This is a genomic window from Streptomyces sp. NPDC030296, assembly GCF_055572815.1.
In genome coordinates this window covers 98592-118978 of the sequence record NZ_JBVICQ010000016.1, presented here as the reverse complement: position 1 = coordinate 118978, position 20387 = coordinate 98592, and the positions used below count along the sequence as shown (strand labels likewise).

Genomic DNA, 20387 nt, shown 5'->3' with positions numbered 1-20387 from the left:
GCTCTCACGGTCGACGGCGTCAGGCCGGTCCGTCTGGCCCGTCTGATCCATTCCGTCACGATTGACACGATCCACATGCTCGGCGCGATCCATACGGTCCATACCCTCCATACGGCTGCGCCGCCCGATCCGCTCAGGGCCACCGCCCTGGATCCGGTCGGCACCGCCGCGCTCGAGTCGGCCGGAATCGCTCTCCGGCTGGTCAGGGCTGGTCTCGGTGCGGTCGGAACCGTCCTCGACGCGGTCGGAACCGTGGCGTGCGGCCCGTCGGCGGCGCGAGAACCGCGCACCTTCCTGCTGCGGGTCGTCCGCTCCGTCCAGCCCGGGCATGCCGACGGACCCGTCGGCCGGGTTCGCCCTGTCCTGGGTCTCGTATGTGCCGTGCGCACCCTGCGGACCGTACACGCCCTGCGGGCCGTGCGGACCGTACGGGGGCTGTGACCCCGGCGACCCTTGGGGCGCCGACGGTGAGGGGGGTGTGGGAGGTGAGGGGAGTGATGGCGGTGAGTGCGGTGACGGGGGAGCCGACGGCGTCGGCGGCTGCGCGGCGCCGTCCGACGCCGGCTGCGGGCCCTGTGACCCCTGCGACGATCCCTGCGACCCTTGTCCGCCGCGCAACCTCCGGGAGCCCAGCGCTCCCAGGGAACCCAGCGGCCCCAGACCGCGCAGGGGGCCCGTCGGTCCCGTGGGTCCGTTCGCCGGTCCTGCGGGGCCGGTGGATCCGGTGTCCGCGGCTGCGTCGGGGCCACTCGGTACGGCGGAACCTCCCGGCCCATCAGGACCAGTCGGGCCGTCCTGTGCACCGGGTCCGATCACACCGCCGGGGCCGTCCGACGGCGTGCCCGTGCCGGTCGGCGTGCTCGACCCGGTCGAGCCGCTCGGTCCACCCTGCCCGGCCGAACCGCTCGGTCCACCGGATCCGCCCGGTCGACCCAGCCCACTCAGCCCGCCCAGCAGTCCGCTCAGTCCGCCCGTACCGCTACCGCTCGACGCGGTGCCGGACGCGCCGGACCCGCCTCGTTCCTGTCGTGGGGTCTCCGCAGTCTCCTCCGCGTCGCGCCGGTGCCTTCCCCGCCGGGCACGACGAGGGCCGAGGTCACCGGTCCCGTCGCCCAGTCCGCCACCGCGATGCATATCTCCACCCGAACGCATTTCTGGGCCACGTGATCCCCGCCGCGCAACCCGATCATCGTGTCAGTGACCTCCCCCGCGACCGCCCGCCGAAACGTGCGCGCAAACACCAGTCGGCAGGATCTTCGGAGCCTCTGACACCATGGCCTGTGTGAGCTATCCGTACGAAGCCCCAGTTTCGCAGACTCTTTTCGAGCGCGCGGCGGCCGTCACGCCCGGCGGCGTGAACTCTCCCGTGCGCGCCTTCCGCGCCGTGGGCGGTACGCCCCGGTTCATGGTGTCCGGTACCGGTCCCTACCTCACCGACGCCGACGGCCGTGAGTACGTCGACCTCGTGTGCTCCTGGGGGCCGATGATCCTCGGGCACTCCCGTCCCGAGGTCATCGCCGCCGTTCAGGACGCCGTCTCGCGCGGTACCTCCTTCGGCACCCCCGGCGAGGGCGAGGTCGCGCTCGCCGAGGAGATGGTCGACCGCGTCGGGCCGCTGGAGCAGGTGCGGCTCGTCTCCAGCGGGACCGAGGCCACCATGTCCGCGATCCGGCTCGCCCGCGGCTTCACCGGCCGTACCAAGGTGGTCAAGTTCGCCGGCTGCTACCACGGCCACGTCGACTCGCTGCTGGCCGCCGCCGGGTCGGGAGTCGCCACGTTCGCGCTGCCGGACACCCCCGGCGTCACCGGCGCCCAGGCCGGCGACACGATCGTCCTCCCCTACAACGACCTCGACGCCGTGCGCGCCGCGTTCGTCGCCCACCCCGGCGAGATCGCGTGCGTGATCACCGAGGCGTCCCCGGGCAACATGGGCGTCGTACCGCCGTTGCCCGGCTTCAATCAGGGACTCAAGGACGTCTGCGCCGAGAACGGGGCCCTGTACATCTCCGACGAGGTCATGACCGGCTTCCGCACCAGCAGGGCCGGCTGGTACGGGATCGACGGGGTCGTCCCCGACCTGATGACCTTCGGCAAGGTCATGGGCGGCGGCTTCCCCGCGGCGGCCTTCGGCGGCCGTGCCGACGTGATGGCGTACCTCGCGCCCGCCGGGCCCGTGTACCAGGCCGGCACGCTCTCCGGGAACCCGGTCGCCACCGCCGCCGGGCTCGCCCAGCTGCGGCTGCTCGACGACGCCGCGTACGACGTCGTCGACGAGGTGGCCCTGCGGATCCAGGGGCTCGTCACGGAGGCGCTCACCAAGGAGGGCGTCGCGCACACGCTGCAGAACGCCTCCAACATGTTCTCCGTGTTCTTCACGGACACCCCGGTACGGAACTACGAGGACGCCAAGACGCAGGAGTCCTTCCGGTTCAACGCCTTCTTCCACTCGATGCTGTCGCAGGGCGTCTATCTGCCGCCGTCGTCGTTCGAGTCGTGGTTCGTGTCCACCGCACACGACGAGCAGGCGGTCCAGAGAATCGCCGACGCCCTCCCGGCGGCGGCGCGAGCGGCAGCGGAGGCCACAGCAGCATGAGTGACATCACCGTCGTCCACCTGATGCGGCACGGCGAGGTCGCCAACCCGGACGGGATCCTCTACGGGCGGCTCGCCGGGTACCACCTCTCCGACCTCGGGCGCCGGATGGCCGACCGGGTCGCCGAGCACCTCGCCACCCGTGACGTCACCCACGTCGTGGCGTCGCCGCTGGAGCGGGCACAGGAGACGGCCACGCCGATCGCCAAGGCGCACGGGCTGGACCTCGCGACCGACGCGCGGCTCATCGAGGCCGACAACGTCTTCCAGGGCAAGACCTTCGGGGTCGGCGACGGCGCGCTGAAGCGGCCGGAGAACTGGAAGCACCTGGTGAACCCCTTCAAGCCGTCGTGGGGTGAGCCGTACGTCGACCAGGTCGTCCGGATGATGGGGGCGCTGGACGCGGCGAAGGACGCGGCGCGGGGGCACGAGGCCGTGCTCGTCTCGCACCAGCTGCCGATCTGGATCGTCCGGTCGTACGTCGAGCGGCGGCGGCTGTGGCACGATCCGCGGCGGCGGCAGTGCACGCTGGCTTCGCTGACGACGTTCACGTACCAGGGCGACAAGATCGTGTCGGTGGGGTACAGCGAGCCGGCGCGGGATCTGGTGCCGGCGCATCTGCTGGCGGGGGCGAAGCCGGTGAAGGGTAAGGACAAGGCCTTCGGAGCGTGAGCGCTCCGCTTGGTGCCGGGTGACCTCGGGGTGCCGGGTGACTGAGGTGGGTGGATGACTGAGGTCGGTGGGTGACTGCGGGGCCGTTGTGGCTGGTCGCGCAGTTCCCCGCGCCCCTAGAAGCGTGCGGTTGCCCTCGGCCTCAATGGCACCCGCCGGCCCTCGCGTCCCTGACAAGCGCGCGGTTCCCTGCGCCCCCAACCGACCCGCTTCGCGTTGGTCTTGATCAAATGGAACCCTGCGGTCCGTACGTCTGTCCTATGAGGCGTGCTCTCTTGCTCGGGGGGTCGTGCCTACGTGCGCGCCCCCGGCGTGCGCTTCGGTGTGTGGCGTACGGAGGGCGCATACAACCGTTTTCGGTCAAAGGCTCTGCAATATGTGCAAGATCGGCGGAACCCCGGCGATTCCCCTGACCTCTAAAACGGTGTGCTTCACGTCGAGCGGGGCGTGACCTGAACAAAGGGGGGACGTAATGGGCCACATATCGCGCAGGGGAGTGCTCGGGCTCGGGGCGGGGGCCGCCGCCGGGCTGGGGCTGACCGGCTGTGGCACGGGGCTCGGGGGCAAGCCCAGCGAGGCCGGCGGTTCCGGGGGGTCCGGGGGTGGCGGCAAGGGCAAGGGGAAGCCGAAGAAGAAGGTGACGCCGATCGGGGACGGTTCCACCGCCCGTACCGGCAAGCAGCCCCACCAGCCGGAGAAGCCGCGGCCGTTGGAGCCGGGCGAGACCCCGCCGCAGTTCGTGGTGTTCTCCTGGGACGGCGCCGGCGACGTCGGGAACGGCCTCTTCGAGCGGTTCCTGAAGGCGGGCCGGGACCACGACGCCCACATGACGTTCTTCCTCTCCGGGATCTACCTCCTGCCCGAGTCGAAGAAGCGCAAGTACCTCCCCCCGAACAACGCCCCCGGCGCCTCCGACATCGGCTACCTCACCGACGAGCACATCAAGTCGACGCTGAAGCACCTGCGGACGGCGTGGCTCGACGGCCACGAGATAGGCACCCACTTCAACGGCCACTTCTGCGGCGACGGCTTCGGGTCGGTCGGCAAGTGGACCCCCAAGCAGTGGCGCAGCGAGATAGAGCAGGCCAAGTCGTTCGTGACGGAGTGGAAGACGAACAGCGGCTGGACCGACCTCGACCCGCTGCCCTTCGACTACGAGAAGGAGCTGGTCGGCGGACGCACCCCGTGTCTGCTCGGCCAGCAGAACCTCCTGCCCACCGCGCGCGAACTGGGCTGGCGCTACGACTCCTCCTCGCCCGGCGGACTCCAGGTCTGGCCCCACAAGAAGCAGGGCATCTGGGACCTGCCGTTGCAGTCCGTGCCGTTCCCGGGCCGCAGCTTCGAGGTCCTGTCGATGGACTACAACATCATGTACAACCAGTCCCAGAACTCCACCCAGGCCCCGCCCGCCAACTACCCGGCCTACCGCACCCAGTCCACCGGCGCGTACGTGGCCGGATTCCAGCGGGCGTACGAGACGAACCGGGCGCCGCTGTTCATAGGCAACCACTTCGAGGAGTGGAACGGCGGGGTCTACATGGACGCCGTCGAGGGGGCCCTCAAGCACATCGCCCGGGCCAAGGAGAAGGCCAAGGACGGGGAGATCCGGATCGTCTCCTTCCGGCAGTTCGTCGACTGGATGGACGCGCAGAAGCCGGAGGTCCTCGCCAAGCTCCGGACCCTCGGGGTCGGGCAGGAGCCGGCGGGCGGCTGGAAGGACTTCCTGAAGGCGGGCTCGACCGCCTGACCTCGGCGGACGCACGACCGGGCGGGCTGCTCGACCCCGCCGCAGGTCGACGAAACGGGCATGCGAAACTTTTCACATGAGTGTCCGTACGAGCCGCAGTCGTGCCGCTTTGCTCTCCGCCGGGGCCGTCGCCCTGGCGCTGGTGCTGTCCGCCTGTTCGGGCGGAGGCATCGAGGGCGGTGGCGGCGGCACCGGCTTCGTGGCCGGCTCCGACGGCATCGCGACCGTGAAGAAGGGGGAGCGGGACACCGCCCCCAAGCTCGCGGGCAGGACCATCGACGGGGGCGAACTCGATGTGGCCTCCGCCTACAAGGGCAAGATCGTCGTCCTGAACGTCTGGGGCTCGTGGTGCCCGCCGTGCCGCGCGGAGGCGGCCAACTTCGTCAAGGTCTCCAAGGACCTCGCCGGTCAGGGCGTGCAGTTCGTCGGCATCAACACCCGCGACACCAGCACCCGTCCCGCGCTGGCCTTCGAGGAAGAGTTCAAGGTCACCTACCCGAGCCTGTACGACCCCACGGGCAAGCTGCTGCTCCGGTTCGAGAAGGGCACCCTCAACCCGCAGCTGATCCCCTCCACGATCGTCGTCGACCGGGAGGGCAGGCTCGCGGCGCGGGCCCAGACGCCGCTCACCGAGAAACTGCTGCGCAAGATGATCAAGCCCGTCCTCGCGGAGAAGTGACGTGCCGGGAACGACGACCGCGACCGTGCTGAACACCGCCCTCACCACCAACGCCTCCAGCCTCACCGAGACCGTCTCCAGCGGGGCCCTGCTGCTCGCACTGCCGGTCGCCCTGCTCGGCGGTCTCGTCTCCTTCTTCTCGCCCTGCGTCCTGCCCCTCGTCCCCGGCTATCTGTCGTACGTCACCGGCGTCGGCGGCACCGACCTCGCGGACGCCCGCAAGGGGCGGATGGCGGCCGGGGCCGGGCTGTTCGTGCTCGGGTTCACCGCGGTGTTCGTCTCCAGCGGGGCCCTGTTCGGGTACTTCGGCACGACGCTCCTGGAGCACCAGCAGGTGCTGACCAAGGTGCTCGGCGGATTCATGATCTTCATGGGGCTCTTCTTCATGGGGCTGATGCCCTGGCTCACCCAGCGCGAGTTCCGCTTCCACACCAAGCCGGCCACCGGACTGGTGGGCGCCCCGGTCCTCGGCGCGCTCTTCGGCATAGGTTGGGTCCCCTGCATCGGCCCGACCCTCGCCGCCGTGAACGTCCTCGCGATGCAGGAGGGCAGCGCCGTGCGCGGCGCGCTGCTGATGGTGGCGTACTGTCTGGGGCTGGGCCTGCCCTTCGTGCTCGCCGCGGTGGCCTTCCGCAAGGCGCTCGGCGCGTTCGCCTGGGTCAAGCGGCACTACGCGTGGGTGCTGCGCATCGGCGGCGGCATGATGATCACCATCGGCGTGCTCATGCTGACCGGCGCCTGGGACCGCATCGTGCAGGAGATGCAGGTCTGGTCCACCGGCTTCACCCCTGGGATCTGAGCCAATGACGACGACCGACTCCGGCAAGCGCGACGACGGCGAACTCGACGTCGTCGGCTCGCGGCTGTCCACCGCCCCGCAGGAGGACGCCCTCAACGTCCCCCAGCTCGGGGTGATCGGCTGGGCCCGCTGGTTCTGGCGGCAGCTGACCTCCATGCGGGTCGCGCTGCTGTTGCTGTTCCTGCTGTCGCTCGCGGCGATCCCCGGCTCACTGATCCCGCAGAGCGGGCAGGACGAGACCCGGGTCGCCGACTTCATGAAGCGGCACGACACCCTGGGGCCGGTCTACGAGAAGCTCGGGCTGTTCCACGTCTACAGCTCGGTGTGGTTCTCCGCGATCTACATCCTGCTGTTCGTCTCGCTCATCGGCTGCATCGTGCCCCGCACCTGGCAGTTCGTCGGCCAGCTCCGCGGCCGCCCGCCGGGCGCGCCGAAGCGGCTGACGCGCATGCCCGCCTACGCGACCTGGCGCACCGAGGCCAGCCCGGAGCAGGTCCGCGAGGTCGCGCTGAAGGCGCTGAAGCGGCGCCGGTTCCGCGCGCATGTCGCCGGGGACGCGGTCGCCGCGGAGAAGGGCTACCTCAGGGAGGCCGGCAACCTCGCCTTCCACCTGGCGCTGATCGTGATGCTCATCGCCTTCGCCTGGGGCCAGCTCTACAAGTCCGAGGGCAACAAGCTGATCGTCGAGGGCGACGGGTTCTCCAACGTCCTGCCGCAGTACGACGACTTCAAGTCCGGCAACCTCTTCTCCGCCGACGACCTCAACCCGTTCAGCTTCGACCTCAAGAACTTCCGCGGCACCTACGAGGCCACCGGACCCAACAAGGGCACGCCCCGGATCTACGAGGCGAACGTCGTCTACGCCGTCGGCGCGGACGGCAAGGAGAAGACCACCCGGATCGAGGTCAACAAGCCGCTGGAGATCGACGACTCCAAGGTCTACCTCGTCAGCCACGGCTACGCGCCCGTCATCACCATCAAGGACGGCCGGGGCAAGGTCGTCTTCGAGGACGCGGTGCCGCTGCTGCCGCTGGACTCCAACGTCACCTCCACCGGCGCGATCAAGGTGATGGACGGCTACCGCGACGGCAAGGGCAAGTGGGACCAGCTCGGTATCCAGGCGTTCTTCCTCCCGACCTACGGCGGCAAGGACTCGGCGGTCGTGTCGCAGTTCCCCGCGCTGCTGAACCCGCGGCTCAACCTGACGCCGTACCACGGTGACCTGAGGGTCAACGCGGGCCTCCCGCAGAGCGTGTACCAGCTCGACAAGTCGAAGCTGAAGGCGTTCCGCGACGCCAAGGGCGCACAGGTGCGGGAGAACCTGGAGATCGGCGAGTCCATGACCCTGCCGAACGGGGCGGGCACCATCACGTTCGACGGGGTCAAGGAGTGGGCCGGCTTCCAGGTGACCCAGCAGCCCGGCAGCGGCTGGGCTCTCGGCGGCGCGATCACCGCGATCCTCGGTCTCGCCGGGTCCCTCTTCATCCAGCGCCGCCGGGTGTGGGTCCGCGCGGTAGCCGGGCCCGACGGGGTGACCGTGGTCGAGATGGCCGGCCTCGGCCGCAGCGAGTCCGCGAAGGTGCCGGAGGAGCTGGGCGACCTGGCCGGGGTGATCCACGACGAGGCTCCCACCGCGCCCGACCCGGACGTCGACCCCGACCCGGACCCCGATCCCGACTCCGAACCCCCAGTCGTCACTGCCGAAGGGGCTGAGAAGTGACTCTCGCCGCCGCGACCAACGAGAATCTCGCGAACATCAGCAACACGCTGATCTACTCCGCGATGGCCGTGTACACGCTGGCCTTCTTCGCGTACATCGCCGAATGGCTGTTCGGCAGCCGCAGCAAGGTGGGCCGGACGGCCGCCGCGCTCACCGCCCAGGACGGGGCGGCGAAGAAGACGGCCGCGCCCTCGGTGACCGTGAAGTCGGCCGGGGGCACCTCCGTGCTGGAGCGGCCGAAGGTGGTCGTGCGGGCCGCCGCCGGCGCGCGGGACGTGCCGGACGGGCCGGGCGCCCACGGAGGGGACGAGCAGGGCGACCTCTACGGCCGTATCGCCGTGTCCCTCACGGTGCTGGCGTGGGCCGTCGAGGCCGCCGGTGTGCTCGCGCGGGCGCTGTCGGTGCAGCGGGCGCCGTGGGGCAACATGTACGAGTTCAACATCACCTTCTCCACCGTGGCCGTCGGGGTGTTCCTCGTGCTGCTCGCGCTGAGGAAGAACGTGCGCTGGCTGGGCCTGCCGCTGATCACCACGGTCCTCCTCGATCTCGGTCTCGCCGTCACTGTCTTGTACACCGCCAGCGACCAGTTGGTTCCCGCCCTCCACTCGTACTGGCTGTACATCCACGTCTCCACCGCGATCTTCTGCGGCGCCGTCTTCTACGTGGGCGCGGTCGGCACGATCCTGTACCTGTTCAAGGACTCCTACGAGAGCAAGCTGGCGAGCGGCGGCCGGCCGGGCCGGTTCGCGACCTCCGTCATGGAGCGGCTGCCCGCCTCGTCGTCCCTCGACAAGTTCTCGTACCGCGTCAACGCCGCCGTCTTCCCGCTGTGGACGTTCACGATCATCGCGGGCGCCATCTGGGCGGGCGACGCGTGGGGCCGCTACTGGGGCTGGGACCCCAAGGAGACCTGGTCGTTCATCACCTGGGTCGCCTACGCCGGTTACCTGCACGCCCGCGCCACCGCCGGCTGGAAGGGCCGCAAGGCCGCGTACATCGCGCTCGCCGCCTTCGCCTGCTGGCTGTTCAACTACTACGGCGTCAACATCTTCGTCAGCGGCAAGCACTCCTACGCGGGCGTCTGACCGCAGGGGGCCTCGCCGGCCTCTCCCGTACAACTTCATCCGCCGAAGGCCGGTCTCCTGTGACGTGGGTCACGGGAACCGGCCTTCGGCGTACGGACAGGGGGAGGACGTGGAGACGAATCAGGGGGACCGGAGCGCGTTGCGCGCCCGGATCAGGGACGGGGACGCGGAGGCCTTCGGCGAGGTCTTCGACGCGTACGCGCGTTCCGTGTACAACCATGCCTTCCGGCTGACGGGGGACTGGTCGACGGCCGAGGACATCGTGTCGCTGACCTTCCTGGAGGCGTGGCGGCTGCGGGACCGGCTGGACCGGGAGGGCGGTTCGCCGCGCCCGTGGCTGCTCGGCATCGCCACCAACGTGACCCGCAACAGCCGCCGCACCGCGCGGCGGCACGCCGCGGCCGTGGCGCGGCTCCCGAGGCCCGAGTCGGTGCGGGACTTCGCCGACGACGTGGCCGGGAAGCTCGACGACACGGCGTACCTGCGGGCGGTGCGCACGGCGGTGGACCGGCTGCGGCGGCCCGAGCGCGAGGTGCTCGCGCTGTGCGCCTGGGGCGGCCTCGACTACGCCGCCGCGGCCGAGGCGCTCGGCGTCCCCGTGGGCACCGTCCGCTCCCGGCTCTCCCGCGCCCGCGCGAAGCTCGCCGCGGCGCTCGCCGGGGAACCCGCCGCCGGGCGCGGACAGACACAAGGCGGCCGCACACCCGTGGCCGGGCCCATCCAGGAGGGGAACCAGTGAACGAGAACCCGTCCCCCCACGACATCCCGTCCCCACCGGACGCCTCGCCCTCGCCGGACACGGCGGCTTCCCCCGAGGTTCCGGTCGCTGTGGAGCGGGAGTTGCCGCCGGGCCGTCACCGTGTCCTGAGGGAGCATCTGATGCGGGAGATCGAGAACCGTACCGAGAGCGCGGACACGTCGCGTCCGGTGGCCGTACGGCCACTGTGGCGGCGGCCCGCCTTCGCCGCGCCCGCCGTGGCCGCCGCCCTGACCGTCGCCGTGGTCGTCGGCTCCGCGGTGATCGCCGAGCCCCCGGCGCCCAGTGTGCTCAAGAAGGGGAACGAGTGGGGCGGCTCCCTCAGCGACCGGAGGGCCGCCGAGGTGCTGGAGCGGGCCGCCGAGGCGGTCGGGAAGCGGAAGCCGCCCGCGATCGAGGACGACCAGTTCGTCTACATCAAGCAGGAGGACTACCACTGGAAGATGGACGAGGACTTCATGGGTTCCGACTGCCCCAGCACCCTGGAGGGGCATCCGTTCGGGACCCGGGAGTTCTGGAGGTCGGTCGACGGCAAGCACGTCGGGCTGGCCCGTGAAGAGGAGTTCGGGGAGATCGTCAAGCGCCGTCTTCCCGTGCAGCCGCGCACGAAGGGCTTCATCACCTCCTACCGGCAGGCCGAGGACGAACTGCCCGACGAGGTCGAGGGGATGTACCGGTACCTGTACGGGGCGAAGGCCGGCAAGGAGCCGAAGGCCGGCGACAAGCGCGCCGACCGGAAGGCGTTCGAGAAGGGCGCCGAGCTGCTGGCCGGGCAGTTGCTGCCGCCGAAGGTGGAGGTCGCGCTGTACCGGGCGCTGGCCCGGATCCCCGGGCTGACCGTGTACGAGCGGGCGCGGGACACGGTGGGCCGCTCGGGCGTGTCCGTCGGGATCGCGGGGCGTTTCAACGACTTCGGGCAGGGCCGGTCCCGCTACGAACTTCTCTTCGACGAGCGGACGTCGGCGTTCCTGGCGTTCAACTCGGTCAACCTCGACGCGCTGGACGAGGAGTGCGAGTCGCTGCGGGTGGGGGACGTGGTGTCGTCGGAGGCGATTCTGAAGCGGGGGGTGGTGGACCGGGCGGGGGAGCGGCCGTGAGGGGCGCTTAATGACTCGGGGGTGCGCGTGCTTTTGGCGGGTCGGGTGAGTGGGGGCTGATCGCGCAGTTCCCCGCGCCCCTGGAAAAGCAGGGGCCTGCGGCCCCGTGCTTTTCCAGATGAAGGGCGGGCCGCAGGCCCGACCCTTCAGGGGCGCGGGGAACCGCGCGAGAAACCACAGCGCACCCGCACCCGCCAAAAGCACGCGCACCCCCACCCCACTAGGCGCCCGGCGGCCTCACTGCGGCAGCGACACCAGCAGCGCCCGCGACGACGGCGCCCGCCCCGGCACCCAGTCGCTCGTCCGTGTCGCGTGCCGCAGCGCCGGGTGGTCCCGCCCCCGCAACCCCGCGTAGAACACGGCCCGGTCTGCTATCCCGGCCGCCCGGTCCCGCAGCACCGACTCCATCACCCTCAGCCCCGCCGTCTCCTGCACGTTGTCTATGAGGATCACCGGCCGCCCGCCCCCGGCCCCCGCGTCCCCCAGGTCCGCCAGCAACGCCCGAACGAGATGCCGCTCGGCGTGCGCCCGCGCGTCCCCGCCCGCCCGGAAGTGCCGGGACAGCAGGACCAGCCCCAGCTTCGGATTGCCGGCCGCGTACGGGTAGTCCCGGTACCAGACCGCACCCCTGCGCAGCCGCCGGTACGACGACGACATGCCCTCCGTGAACGCCTCCAGCGCCGCCTCGACGATCGCCTCCACCACCGGGCCCGTCCCCGACGTCGACACCGACGACACGAGCCGTGCGACCACCTTGCCCGTCCACCGGCCCGCCGGTCTCCCCAGCAGCCCGCCCGTGCCGCTCAGCAGCAGCGCCCGTTCGGCCTCCTCCCTCAGCCTCGGCGCCTCCCGATCGCTCCACCCGCCGGCCGCGACGGCGAGCAGACCGCACGCCAGCCGGGGGAACGCGACGCGCCCCGCCCCGGCCACCGGTGCGGTGAGCTGCTCCGCGATCGTCGACAGCGCCTCGTAGACGGGCGACCACGACTCCGCCGGGCGACCCGGCGGTGGCCGCTCGAACCGTGTTTCCTCGCCGTCCATCAACGCGACGGGGGTACGGCCCTCGTACGCGTCCCGTAGCTCCCGCAGTGCCGTGCTCTTGCCCGGGCCCCGGGCGTCGGCCAGCACCACGAACGGCTCATCCTTCGCGTGCGTCATAGCAGCGTGGGTATCAAGAGCCGAGGCACGAGGGGCAGTTGTTACGGACTAGGGGGCAGGTTGTCCGTTCGTACTACGAGAATGTCGGAACGGCGTCCACGAAGTGCGCCCAGGCGGACCGGTTGATGACCAGTACGGGCCCGTCAGGGTTCTTGCTGTCGCGGACGGGGACGACGCCGGGGATACCGGGGGCCACCTCGACGCAGTCGCCGCCGTTGTCGCCGCTGTGGCTGCTCTTGATCCAGATCGCCGCGCTCAGCTCGTAGCTGTCCATGCTGCTCGTACCCCTCCATCACGTCGCTGATCAGGGCGGCGGAATCGTGGGCTGACAGGATGTCTGCCCTGAGCACATCATAGGTCCGGCTATAACGGGCGTAAGCGGCTGGTTCGTTGGTGAAATGGCTGCGATCCAGCGACTCCGAGTAGACCCATCGCTCCTCGGGCAGCTCGATCAGCGACATGGACTGTCTGGGGCGGACAGCCCCGAAGTGGCTGGCAGGAGCCACCTGGATACGGATGTTGGGACGCTGCCCGACGCTCAGCAAGTGCGCGCACTGGTCACGCATGACCTCCGGGCTCCCCACTCCGGTGCGGAGGCAGCTCTCGTCCAGTACGGCGACGTACAGCGGGCCGTCGTCGGAGAGGAAGCGCGGCTGTCGACTCAACCGGGCGCGGACGCGCTCCTCCACTTCGTCGCCGGTCGCGGAGCGCGAGAACAGCGCGCGAGCGTAATCCGCCGTCTGCAACAAACCCGGCACCACCTGCTCCTGGTACTGCCGCAGCCCGACCGCCACCGCCTCCATCTCCACCCGCCGCTCGAACCAATCCGGATGCTGGACGGCCGGGTACCAGTCGATCTTGCCCCACATGCGGGTCAACACCCCGCCCGTGTCCAGTACTTCGTCGCACCGCTTCGCGAACTGGTCGCTCGGGACCCTCGTGCCCGCCTCGATCTTCGCCACCTGCGACCGGTCGCACGGGATCTCCCTCGCCAACGCCTCCTGTGTCAGCAGCGCCGCCTCGCGGTAGTGCCGGAGCACCTCGCCGAACAGGGCCGCGCTCCCCGCCCCTCCCGCCCCGTCCGCGTTCCGCCTCGTCACCGCGTCCCCCTCGTGCTCCTGGCGTGGCAAAGGCCCAGTGCCACACGTCCCGCGTTGATTGCCACCGTTCCCCTCGGCGACGCTGTGTACACCCAGAGTTACCGACAGGGCTGTGGAGTGCATGTGGAACCAGAGGGACAGCTTGTCTACGACCCGATGACGCGGCGGGTCGGCGAGTACCGGGACAAGGTCGGCCCGTACGCGCTGTTGCGACCGGTCGGCGGCGGCCGGGAGTGGGAGGCGGACCCGGCGGCCTTGCGGCCGGCGACGCAGGCGGAGCGGATCGGCGCGCAGGTACGCGCGGCGAACCGGCGTACGAAGAGGAGGGTGTGAGGGTGCGTCGGCGAGACGAGGGCGAACCGGGCCGCCCACCCGTTCCGGTCCCCGGCTGCGCCGCGTGCGCGGAGCTGGCGGCGCGGCGGGACGAGGCCCGGGCCCGGTACGACGGGAGCGCGGAGACGGACGCGAACGTCCTGCTCCGGCACCACCAGCGGCGCGACCACGGCGGAGGCGTCCGGGGGCGCCGGGTCTTCCGGTACGTGCCGTACGTCCTCGCGCAGGACCCGACGGCCGAACCGGAGTACGAGGCGCGGTGCGTGTCGGGCGACGAGACGGAGTGCGGCGCCGGGTCGGGCGTGCGGAGCGGCCCGGCGGACGTGGAGGAGTGGCTGCGGGGGCACACGCAGGAGACCGGGCATCGGCGCTACCGGCGCACCTTCGGCGACTACGCGGTGTTCGAGGCGCAGGAGGACGTGTCCCGCGAGAGGACGACGCCCTGACCTGCTCCCGGTGCCGTCACGCCGAGGGGCGTCCTCACGCCATCGCGTCGCGTACGGCGGTCAGGATGTCCTCCGTGTCGGCGCCCAGCGCCCGCGCGGCCGACGTGAAGTCTCGGGCGAGGGTGGTGAGCTGGTCGGCGTCGTGGGTGCGCGGGCCGGTCGGGAGGGCGGCGACCCGGGTGCCCGCGCCCCGGCGGGTGCGGATCAGCTCGCCGGCCTCCAGCTCGCGGTAGGCGCGGGCGACCGTGCCCGGCGCGAGGCCGAGGTCGGCGGCGAGCTGGCGTACGGTCGGCAGCCGTTCGCCCTCGACCAGCCGGCCGGTGCGGATCAGCGCGGCCAACTGCGCGCGGATCTGCTCGTACGGCGGTACCTGGCTGGTGGTGTCGACGCGGACGGCGTGATCGGTCATCGGCGGAGCGTCCCCTCGGCGGCGCGCTCGTCGTCGAGGTCCGCCATGTCATCGAGGTCCGCCGCGTCGTCGAAGGCCGCCGTGTCGTCGAGGGGCTTCTCGTCCTCGACCGCCCTCGGGGCCACCACGGTGACCAGGGACCAGACGACGGTGAACAGGTTCAGCAGGGCCAGGGGGTAGAACACCCAGAAGGTGAGCGCGCCCACCACCCCCGCGCAGCCCGTCTCGGTCAGCGCGACGGAGATCATCAGCACGGCGTACAGCTGCTGGCTCGACACCAGCAGGCCCCACGCCCCGGTGACCGCCCACGCGCGGTCGCGGCGCTGCTGGTCCCCGCCCGGCCCGTGGGCGATGCGGCGCAGCGCCCAGGCGCAGGTGGGGGTGGCTATGGCGAGCGCGCCGAACATGGGGAGGCTGTAGTACAGGCCGGGCCACGGGCCGAGGCTCGCGCGCATCCCGTTGCAGGTGATGTGGACGACCTTCCCCGTGCTGAGGGCGCGGTCGGGGTCCACGGAGGCGGTGGCGGCGGCGATCACCAGCAGCGCCACGAGGGAGACCCCCTGGAGGGCGATCAGGGGGCCCATGTGCGGTGGCACATGGTCTCTGACCAGGCGCGGCGCGAGACTCGCGGTCCGTACCGCCTCCTGCGGGCGCAGGGTCAGGGCATCGGCGAGCAGGACGCCGGCCACCGCGCACAGGCCGAACGCGGTGATGCAGAACACCACGCGCTGCTCGAACTCCACGTCTCCGTCTCCCAGCGTGGAGACCGCCTGCGCCACGACCACGCCGACGGCCAGCCCGGACCAGCGGGCGACATGATCGGCGTGTTCGAGCAGCCGGTACGGGAGCGGGGCGCTGTCGAGCATGTGGAGATCCCCCCGGATCGTCTTGTACCAAGTTGTGGATACAAGATGGCCCGACCGGGACGTTGTGTCAAACGCTCGATACAAGTGGGTGTCGAGGAGGAGTCTCCAACCGCTTTCCGCCGCCGCGCTGACCGTCAGCCCACGGTGATCGCGTCGAGCTTCTCCCGCAGGTAGACGTGCGAGTCGACCGGCGGGTACGCGACCCGCCCGACCGGGGCGGGCACCGACTCGACGACCGTGCCCGGTGTGCACTCGCCGAAGTAGACCAGCGACATCAGCTCCTCGGCCGGCTCGTCGGCCGGCGGCGGCAGCACGCGGTGTCGTCCGGAGCGCCAGCGGTCACCGGTCCACCGGGCCATCAGGTCACCGATGTTGATGGTGAAGGCCGCCGGGTCGTACGGTGCGTCCTCCCAGCCGCCGTCGTCCGTGTACACCTGGAGCCCGCCCTTGCCCGCCTGCCGGTCGAGGATCGTGACCGTGCCGAAGTCGGTGTGCGGGCCGATACGGAACTGGCCGGGAGCGGGGTCGCCGAGGACGTCCCGGCCCGGGTACCAGTTGATGTTGAAGCCGTAGGTCGGGTGGCTCATGTGCCGGGCGAAGAAGTCCCGTTCGAGGCCGAGCGCGTCGCCGAGCAGGGTGAGCAGATGCCGCTCCAGCTCACCCATCCGGGCCAGGTACTCCTCGCAGAGCGGCCGCAGCTCCGGCACCTCGGCCGGCCAGACGTTCGGCTGGTACCACTCCGCGTTGACCACCGGGTCCTCGAACGGCTCGTGCGTCGCGAACGTCAGCGACTCCTTCAGGTCCGGCGGGGTCTCGGTCCCCTCCGCGTAGCCGTTCGCCTCGGCCCCCGGCCCCAGCCACCCCCTCCCGCCGACCTTCACCTCGTACGCCCGCTTGCGTTCCGCGGGCAGCGTGAAGAAGGCCCGCGCCGCCTCCCGCACGCGCGTCCGGAGCGCCGGGTCCACGCCGTGCCCGGTCACCAGGAGGAACCCGGCGGTCTGGAGCGCCTCGTCGACGGTGCGCGCGATCCGGGCCCGGTCCTCCTCGTCACCGTCGAACCAGGGGGCCAGGTCGATGGTCGGCACGCGGGGGCTGCCGGGGCCACGGGGGCTGCTGGGGGTACCGGGGCTGCTGGGACTACTCACCGATGTCCTCGTTCCATAGAGCCGGGTTCTTCTCGATGAAGTCACGCATCAGGGCCACGCACTCCGCGTCGTCGAGGACCACGATCTCCACGCCGTGCTCCGCGAGCCAGTCGTGACCTCCGTGGAAGGTGACGGCCTCGCCGATCACCACCCGCGAGATGCCGAACTGCCGTACCAGACCGGAGCAGTACCAGCACGGCGACAGCGTCGTCACCATCGTCGTACCGCGATACGTCCGCTGCCGGCCGGCCGCACGGAACGCGGCCGTCTCCGCGTGCGTGGACGGGTCGCCGTCCTGGACCCGGCGGTTGTGCCCCCGCCCGAGGACGGTGCCGTCCGGGCCGTAGAGCGCCGCGCCGATCGGGATGCCGCCCTCGGCGAGACCGGCCCGCGCCTCCGCCACGGCGGTGGCCAGCCACGCCCGTGCCGTCGTTTCGTCAGCCATGGGCTCACTCTGCCCCGGAACGGGCGGGCCCACGTATGCGGAGGCCACGTATACGGAGGGGGATCACGGCGGGAGCAGGGTGCCCAGGGGACCGAGGTCGAGGTTCAGGTCGTCCAGGGTGAGGCCGTACCGGTCACAGAGTTCCTCCATGCGGTCGTGCAGGACCATCAGGGTCATCCCGAGGCGCTCCTCCTGCTCCTCGGTCAGCCCACCCTGGTCGACGCGGTGGAGGGCCTGGCGCTCCATCAGCTGGCGCAGCAGTTCGACGATGGTCAGCACGAGCTTGACGAGGTCCCGCTCCACGGTGTCCGGATCGGTCCGCAGCCGGTGGGCGACCGCCCCGCCGCGGGAGAGCGGTGGCGGGGCGATCTCCTCCGGCCGGGCGGGCAGCACCGAGAACGCGCGCCGCGCGGCCTCCGCCACCTCCCGCAGCCGGTCGATGGGCGGTCCCTCAGAGGGCATCGGCACCATGACCGCGCCCTTCCGTGTACGCCGGGTCCGAGCGGGTCGGGTACGTGTGCGCCGGGTCTGTGCGCGCCGGGCCCGTGCGCGCCGGGTCCGCGTTCGTGGCGGGCGGCAGGATCGGGGCCCACTGCTCCTCCATCTGCTCGCGGACGGCGACGATCACCGCGCGCAGCGAGATCCGCACCAGGTCGATGTCCGCGATGCTCAGCACGACGTCGCCGGTCAGCACGACACCCCCGCTCAGCAGCCGGTCGAGCAGATCGATCAGCGCGACCTGGCGTCCGCTGAGGGGGCGGTCGTACTCGTCGTCGTACGCGGCGGGCGCGTCGTACGCACTCATCGGTGCCGGTCCTCGTCCCGCTCGTCGTCGTCCCGCTCGTCGTCGGGCCGCGTGGCGGGCGCCTTGCGCCGCTTGGGGCGCGCCTCATCCGGACGGCCCTCCGCCCGGCGGGGTGCGGCGCGGGCCTTGCGTTCGGGATCGCGGGCCCTGCGTTCGGGCTCGGCGGCGCGGCGACGCTCCGACGACGACGAGTCGCTCGGGGGCAGCTCCGCCGGGGCCTCCTCCAGGCGGCCCCGGAGTTCCCTGACCTCCTCGCGGAGGCGTTCGTTCTGCTCCTCCAGGGAGCGGCGCCCGTCGGAGCGGGACGCGCGCGACGAGAGGGCGGGGTCGTGCTCCCACCAGTCGATGCCGATCTCCTTGGCCTTGTCGACCGACGCGACCAGCAGACGCAGCTTGATCGTGAGCAGCTCGATGTCGAGCAGGTTCACCTTGATGTCGCCGACGATGACGATGCCCTTGTCGAGGACCCGTTCGAGGATGTCGGCGAGGTTCGCGCTGGACCCCTGGCCGCCGCCGTACGGGGTGAAGGCCCGCGACGGGGTCTGGGCGGGGGAGTCGGCGGGCCGGCTCACGACGCGCTCGACCTCGCTTCCTCTTCCGGCTCCTCGTCCGCGTCGTCGTCCTCCTCCTCGTCTACGTACTCGTCGTCCGGCTCCTGGTCCTCGTCCGCCTCGTCATCCGGCTCCTGGTCCTCGTCCGCCTCGTCATCCGGCTCCTGGTCCTCGTCCGCCTCGTCGTCCGCTTCGCCCTCTTCGTCGTCGTCCTCTTCTTCGGCCCGGCCCTCTTCGGCACCGTCCTCCTCGTCCTCGTCCTCGTCCCGTGCCTCCGTGTCCTGGTCCTCGTCGTCCTCTTCCTGCTCGTCCTCGTCCTCTTCCTCGTCCTTCTCGTCCCGCGGTTCCCCGTCCTCGTCCTCGTCCTCGGGCTCGTCCTTCTCGTCCCGCGGTTCCGTGTCCTCGTCCTCGGGCTCGTCCGTGTCCTCGGGCCCCTCGTCGTCCTGGTCGTCCGCGTCGGTGTCGTCGGCGTCGGTGGCCTCGGTGTCTTCCCTTTCTTCCGTGTCCTCGGCGTTCCGGGCGTCCTCGGCGTCCTGGGCGTCCTCGTGCGATTCGGTGACCTCGCCGTCGTGGATCTCGCCGCGCCAGCCGCCCGTGGCCTCGCCGCGCATCATCACGAACGTGCGGTACAGCTTGAGGTCGAGGCGGGCGCGGCGGCCCTGGGCCCTGAACAGACCGCCGGTCCGCTCGAACAGCCCCTTGGGGGAGTACTCGATGACGAGCAGTACCTTGGTGAGGTTCTCGCCGAGCGGGTGGAAGGTGACGACGCCCTTGGTCGTGGCCTTCTCGCCCTCGGAGGTCCAGGCGATGCGCTGGTCGGGCACCTGTTCCGTGATGTTGCCGCGCCAGCGCCGCTTCGACTTGGCGACCTTCACCTGCCACTGCGTCGTGGTGTCGTCCTGCTGATCGACGGCGACGACGCCCTTGGCGAACCGGCTGAACTCCTGGAACTGCGTCCACTGGTCGTACGCCTCGCGCACCGGTACACCCACGTCGATGTCCTCGATGATGGTGTGCCCGCGGCCGGTGCCGCCCTCGGGCTGCTTGCCGTGCTTCTTGCCGGCGGCGGAGTCCTTGGCCTTCCCCGCCGCGTCCTTCGCCTTCCCGGCCACGTCCATGGCCTTGCCGCCCGCGCCCTTCGCCTTGTCCATGAGCGCGTCCTTGGCGTGGGACGCGGTCGAGGCCAGGCCGTCCGTCAGGTGGCCCTCGCCGATCCGGCGGGCGCCCTCGCCGATCTTCTGGCCCGCGCCTTCGAGCATCACGGCCAGCCGCGCCTCGATGTACTCCTCCAGCTCCTCCTTCAGCCGGGTCGTACCGGGGTTGTGCAGCGCCTCGTCCCGTGCCCTGCTGAGGGTGCCGGCACCGCCTTTCGCTCCCTTGCCCTCAGCCATCGTCGTGCCTCCTCGACCTGGATCCGCTCCCGCTCTTGGTGCGGCCCGCGGAAGCGGTCTGCTTCTTCGCGCGCGACGCCGCGCTCCGGCGCTGCGATCCGCCGCCGCTCCGGCTCCCCTTCGCCGCGGGCCGGCCCTTCCCGCCGTCCTCGCCGTCCCCGCCGCTCTCGGCGTCCGGCTCGTCCTGTTCGTTGTGGTCGTCCGGCTCGTCCTGCTGGTCGTCCTGCTGGTCGTCCGGTTCGGTCCGCTCCTCGTCGCCCTTCGGCTCGCCGTCGTCCGGGTGGGCCCGCTCGCGGAGCCCCTCGGTGCGTTCGTGAAGGGCGCCGGCCAGGCTGTCCGCCTTCGCCGTCAGCACGTGGGTCGCCGCCGCCTTGCCCGCCTCCGTCAGTTCCCCGCGCACCTGCTGGGTGACGTTGCTGAGGAAGGGGGAGTCGAGCAGGCCGGCGAGCTGCCCCGGCCTGGCCTTGGCGCCGGCCAGCAGCGCCCCGGCGCCGAGCGCGAGCTTCGCCTTCTTCGTCCGGCCGAGGAGGTAGCCCCCCAGGACGGCCGCGCCGATCGTCGCGTTCTTCATGATCCTGTCTTCTTTCCGT

Annotated in this window: 23 protein-coding genes; 11 read left to right on the top strand and 12 right to left on the bottom strand. The window is 71.3% G+C overall.

What is annotated here, in order from left to right; genetic code table 11:
* The first annotated feature begins 1273 nt into the window (after nucleotides 1–1273).
* From hemL to ACZ4Z3_RS35505, 9 genes are all read left to right on the top strand, one after another.
* Nucleotides 1274–2593, top strand: coding sequence for a glutamate-1-semialdehyde 2,1-aminomutase (gene hemL / locus ACZ4Z3_RS35545; protein ID WP_468504917.1), 1320 nt, complete (start codon nucleotides 1274–1276; stop codon nucleotides 2591–2593).
* The gene (locus ACZ4Z3_RS35540) at nucleotides 2590–3264 is read left to right on the top strand and encodes a histidine phosphatase family protein (protein WP_055717429.1); all 675 of its coding nucleotides are present in this window, start codon (nucleotides 2590–2592) and stop codon (nucleotides 3262–3264) included. Before hemL ends, ACZ4Z3_RS35540 begins: the two co-directional genes overlap by 4 nt.
* 472 nt (nucleotides 3265–3736) lie before the next feature.
* Nucleotides 3737–5011 carry a polysaccharide deacetylase family protein gene (locus ACZ4Z3_RS35535; RefSeq protein ID WP_468504916.1) on the top strand — a complete coding sequence of 425 codons (1275 nt, stop codon included), beginning with the start codon at nucleotides 3737–3739 and terminating at the stop codon, nucleotides 5009–5011.
* A 76-nt stretch (nucleotides 5012–5087) separates the two neighbouring features.
* Entirely contained in the window at nucleotides 5088–5690 is a 603-nt protein-coding gene (locus ACZ4Z3_RS35530) for a TlpA family protein disulfide reductase (RefSeq protein WP_468504915.1), read from the top strand.
* Nucleotides 5691–5718: 28 nt separating this feature from the next.
* A complete protein-coding gene (locus ACZ4Z3_RS35525) occupies nucleotides 5719–6489 on the top strand; it encodes a cytochrome c biogenesis CcdA family protein (protein ID WP_468504969.1) in 771 nt (256 codons plus the stop codon).
* A gap of 4 nt (nucleotides 6490–6493) precedes the next feature.
* Nucleotides 6494–8209: a cytochrome c biogenesis protein ResB gene (gene resB / locus ACZ4Z3_RS35520; protein WP_468504914.1), complete on the top strand. Its 1716-nt coding sequence runs from the start codon at nucleotides 6494–6496 to the stop codon at nucleotides 8207–8209.
* A complete protein-coding gene (ccsB, locus tag ACZ4Z3_RS35515) occupies nucleotides 8206–9294 on the top strand; it encodes a c-type cytochrome biogenesis protein CcsB (RefSeq protein ID WP_468504913.1) in 1089 nt (362 codons plus the stop codon). The genes resB and ccsB overlap by 4 nt, the downstream gene beginning before the upstream one ends.
* Nucleotides 9295–9403: 109 nt before the next feature.
* Nucleotides 9404–10033 (top strand): RNA polymerase sigma factor, encoded by a 630-nt coding sequence (locus tag ACZ4Z3_RS35510; RefSeq protein WP_468504912.1) that lies wholly within the window; start codon nucleotides 9404–9406, stop codon nucleotides 10031–10033.
* Entirely contained in the window at nucleotides 10030–11148 is a 1119-nt protein-coding gene (locus ACZ4Z3_RS35505) for a CU044_5270 family protein (RefSeq protein ID WP_468504911.1), read from the top strand. Before ACZ4Z3_RS35510 ends, ACZ4Z3_RS35505 begins: the two co-directional genes overlap by 4 nt.
* A gap of 237 nt (nucleotides 11149–11385) precedes the next feature.
* Here the strand turns inward: ACZ4Z3_RS35505 and ACZ4Z3_RS35500 are convergent, their stop codons facing one another.
* From ACZ4Z3_RS35500 to ACZ4Z3_RS35490, 3 genes are all read right to left on the bottom strand, one after another.
* Complete coding sequence (locus ACZ4Z3_RS35500) at nucleotides 11386–12306, bottom strand: hypothetical protein (protein WP_468504910.1); 921 nt, start codon at nucleotides 12304–12306, stop codon at nucleotides 11386–11388.
* 73 nt (nucleotides 12307–12379) lie between these two features.
* Nucleotides 12380–12502 (bottom strand): DUF397 domain-containing protein, encoded by a 123-nt coding sequence (locus ACZ4Z3_RS35495; protein ID WP_258193965.1) that lies wholly within the window; start codon nucleotides 12500–12502, stop codon nucleotides 12380–12382.
* Nucleotides 12450–13406 (bottom strand): helix-turn-helix domain-containing protein, encoded by a 957-nt coding sequence (locus ACZ4Z3_RS35490; RefSeq protein WP_468504909.1) that lies wholly within the window; start codon nucleotides 13404–13406, stop codon nucleotides 12450–12452. The genes ACZ4Z3_RS35495 and ACZ4Z3_RS35490 overlap by 53 nt, the downstream gene beginning before the upstream one ends.
* Nucleotides 13407–13529: 123 nt before the next feature.
* Here ACZ4Z3_RS35490 and ACZ4Z3_RS35485 point away from each other — a divergent pair, with 123 nt between their 5' ends.
* Complete coding sequence (locus ACZ4Z3_RS35485) at nucleotides 13530–13739, top strand: hypothetical protein (RefSeq protein WP_055540979.1); 210 nt, start codon at nucleotides 13530–13532, stop codon at nucleotides 13737–13739.
* Between the two features lie 2 nt (nucleotides 13740–13741).
* Nucleotides 13742–14185 carry a DUF7848 domain-containing protein gene (locus ACZ4Z3_RS35480; RefSeq protein WP_468504908.1) on the top strand — a complete coding sequence of 148 codons (444 nt, stop codon included), beginning with the start codon at nucleotides 13742–13744 and terminating at the stop codon, nucleotides 14183–14185.
* A gap of 34 nt (nucleotides 14186–14219) precedes the next feature.
* Here ACZ4Z3_RS35480 and ACZ4Z3_RS35475 read toward each other — a convergent pair whose 3' ends face one another.
* The 9 genes from ACZ4Z3_RS35475 to ACZ4Z3_RS35435 all read right to left on the bottom strand — a co-directional run bounded on the left by ACZ4Z3_RS35475 (nucleotide 14220) and on the right by ACZ4Z3_RS35435 (nucleotide 20368).
* Nucleotides 14220–14594, bottom strand: coding sequence for a GntR family transcriptional regulator (locus ACZ4Z3_RS35475; protein WP_468504907.1), 375 nt, complete (start codon nucleotides 14592–14594; stop codon nucleotides 14220–14222).
* Nucleotides 14591–15460 carry a hypothetical protein gene (locus ACZ4Z3_RS35470; protein WP_468504906.1) on the bottom strand — a complete coding sequence of 290 codons (870 nt, stop codon included), beginning with the start codon at nucleotides 15458–15460 and terminating at the stop codon, nucleotides 14591–14593. Before ACZ4Z3_RS35470 ends, ACZ4Z3_RS35475 begins: the two co-directional genes overlap by 4 nt.
* Nucleotides 15461–15594: 134 nt before the next feature.
* Complete coding sequence (locus tag ACZ4Z3_RS35465; RefSeq protein ID WP_468504905.1) at nucleotides 15595–16605, bottom strand: isopenicillin N synthase family dioxygenase; 1011 nt, start codon at nucleotides 16603–16605, stop codon at nucleotides 15595–15597.
* Nucleotides 16598–17050 (bottom strand): nucleoside deaminase, encoded by a 453-nt coding sequence (locus tag ACZ4Z3_RS35460; RefSeq protein WP_468504904.1) that lies wholly within the window; start codon nucleotides 17048–17050, stop codon nucleotides 16598–16600. The genes ACZ4Z3_RS35465 and ACZ4Z3_RS35460 overlap by 8 nt, the downstream gene beginning before the upstream one ends.
* Before the next feature lie 63 nt (nucleotides 17051–17113).
* Complete coding sequence (locus ACZ4Z3_RS35455; RefSeq protein WP_055540992.1) at nucleotides 17114–17512, bottom strand: gas vesicle protein K; 399 nt, start codon at nucleotides 17510–17512, stop codon at nucleotides 17114–17116.
* Complete coding sequence (locus ACZ4Z3_RS35450; protein WP_468504903.1) at nucleotides 17502–17855, bottom strand: gas vesicle protein; 354 nt, start codon at nucleotides 17853–17855, stop codon at nucleotides 17502–17504. The genes ACZ4Z3_RS35455 and ACZ4Z3_RS35450 overlap by 11 nt, the downstream gene beginning before the upstream one ends.
* Nucleotides 17852–18427, bottom strand: coding sequence for a gas vesicle protein GvpJ (gene gvpJ / locus ACZ4Z3_RS35445; protein ID WP_468504902.1), 576 nt, complete (start codon nucleotides 18425–18427; stop codon nucleotides 17852–17854). Before gvpJ ends, ACZ4Z3_RS35450 begins: the two co-directional genes overlap by 4 nt.
* Entirely contained in the window at nucleotides 18424–19797 is a 1374-nt protein-coding gene (locus tag ACZ4Z3_RS35440; RefSeq protein ID WP_468504901.1) for an SRPBCC family protein, read from the bottom strand. The genes gvpJ and ACZ4Z3_RS35440 overlap by 4 nt, the downstream gene beginning before the upstream one ends.
* Nucleotides 19790–20368 carry an ABC transporter substrate-binding protein gene (locus ACZ4Z3_RS35435; protein WP_468504900.1) on the bottom strand — a complete coding sequence of 193 codons (579 nt, stop codon included), beginning with the start codon at nucleotides 20366–20368 and terminating at the stop codon, nucleotides 19790–19792. Before ACZ4Z3_RS35435 ends, ACZ4Z3_RS35440 begins: the two co-directional genes overlap by 8 nt.
* Nucleotides 20369–20387 lie beyond the last annotated feature (19 nt).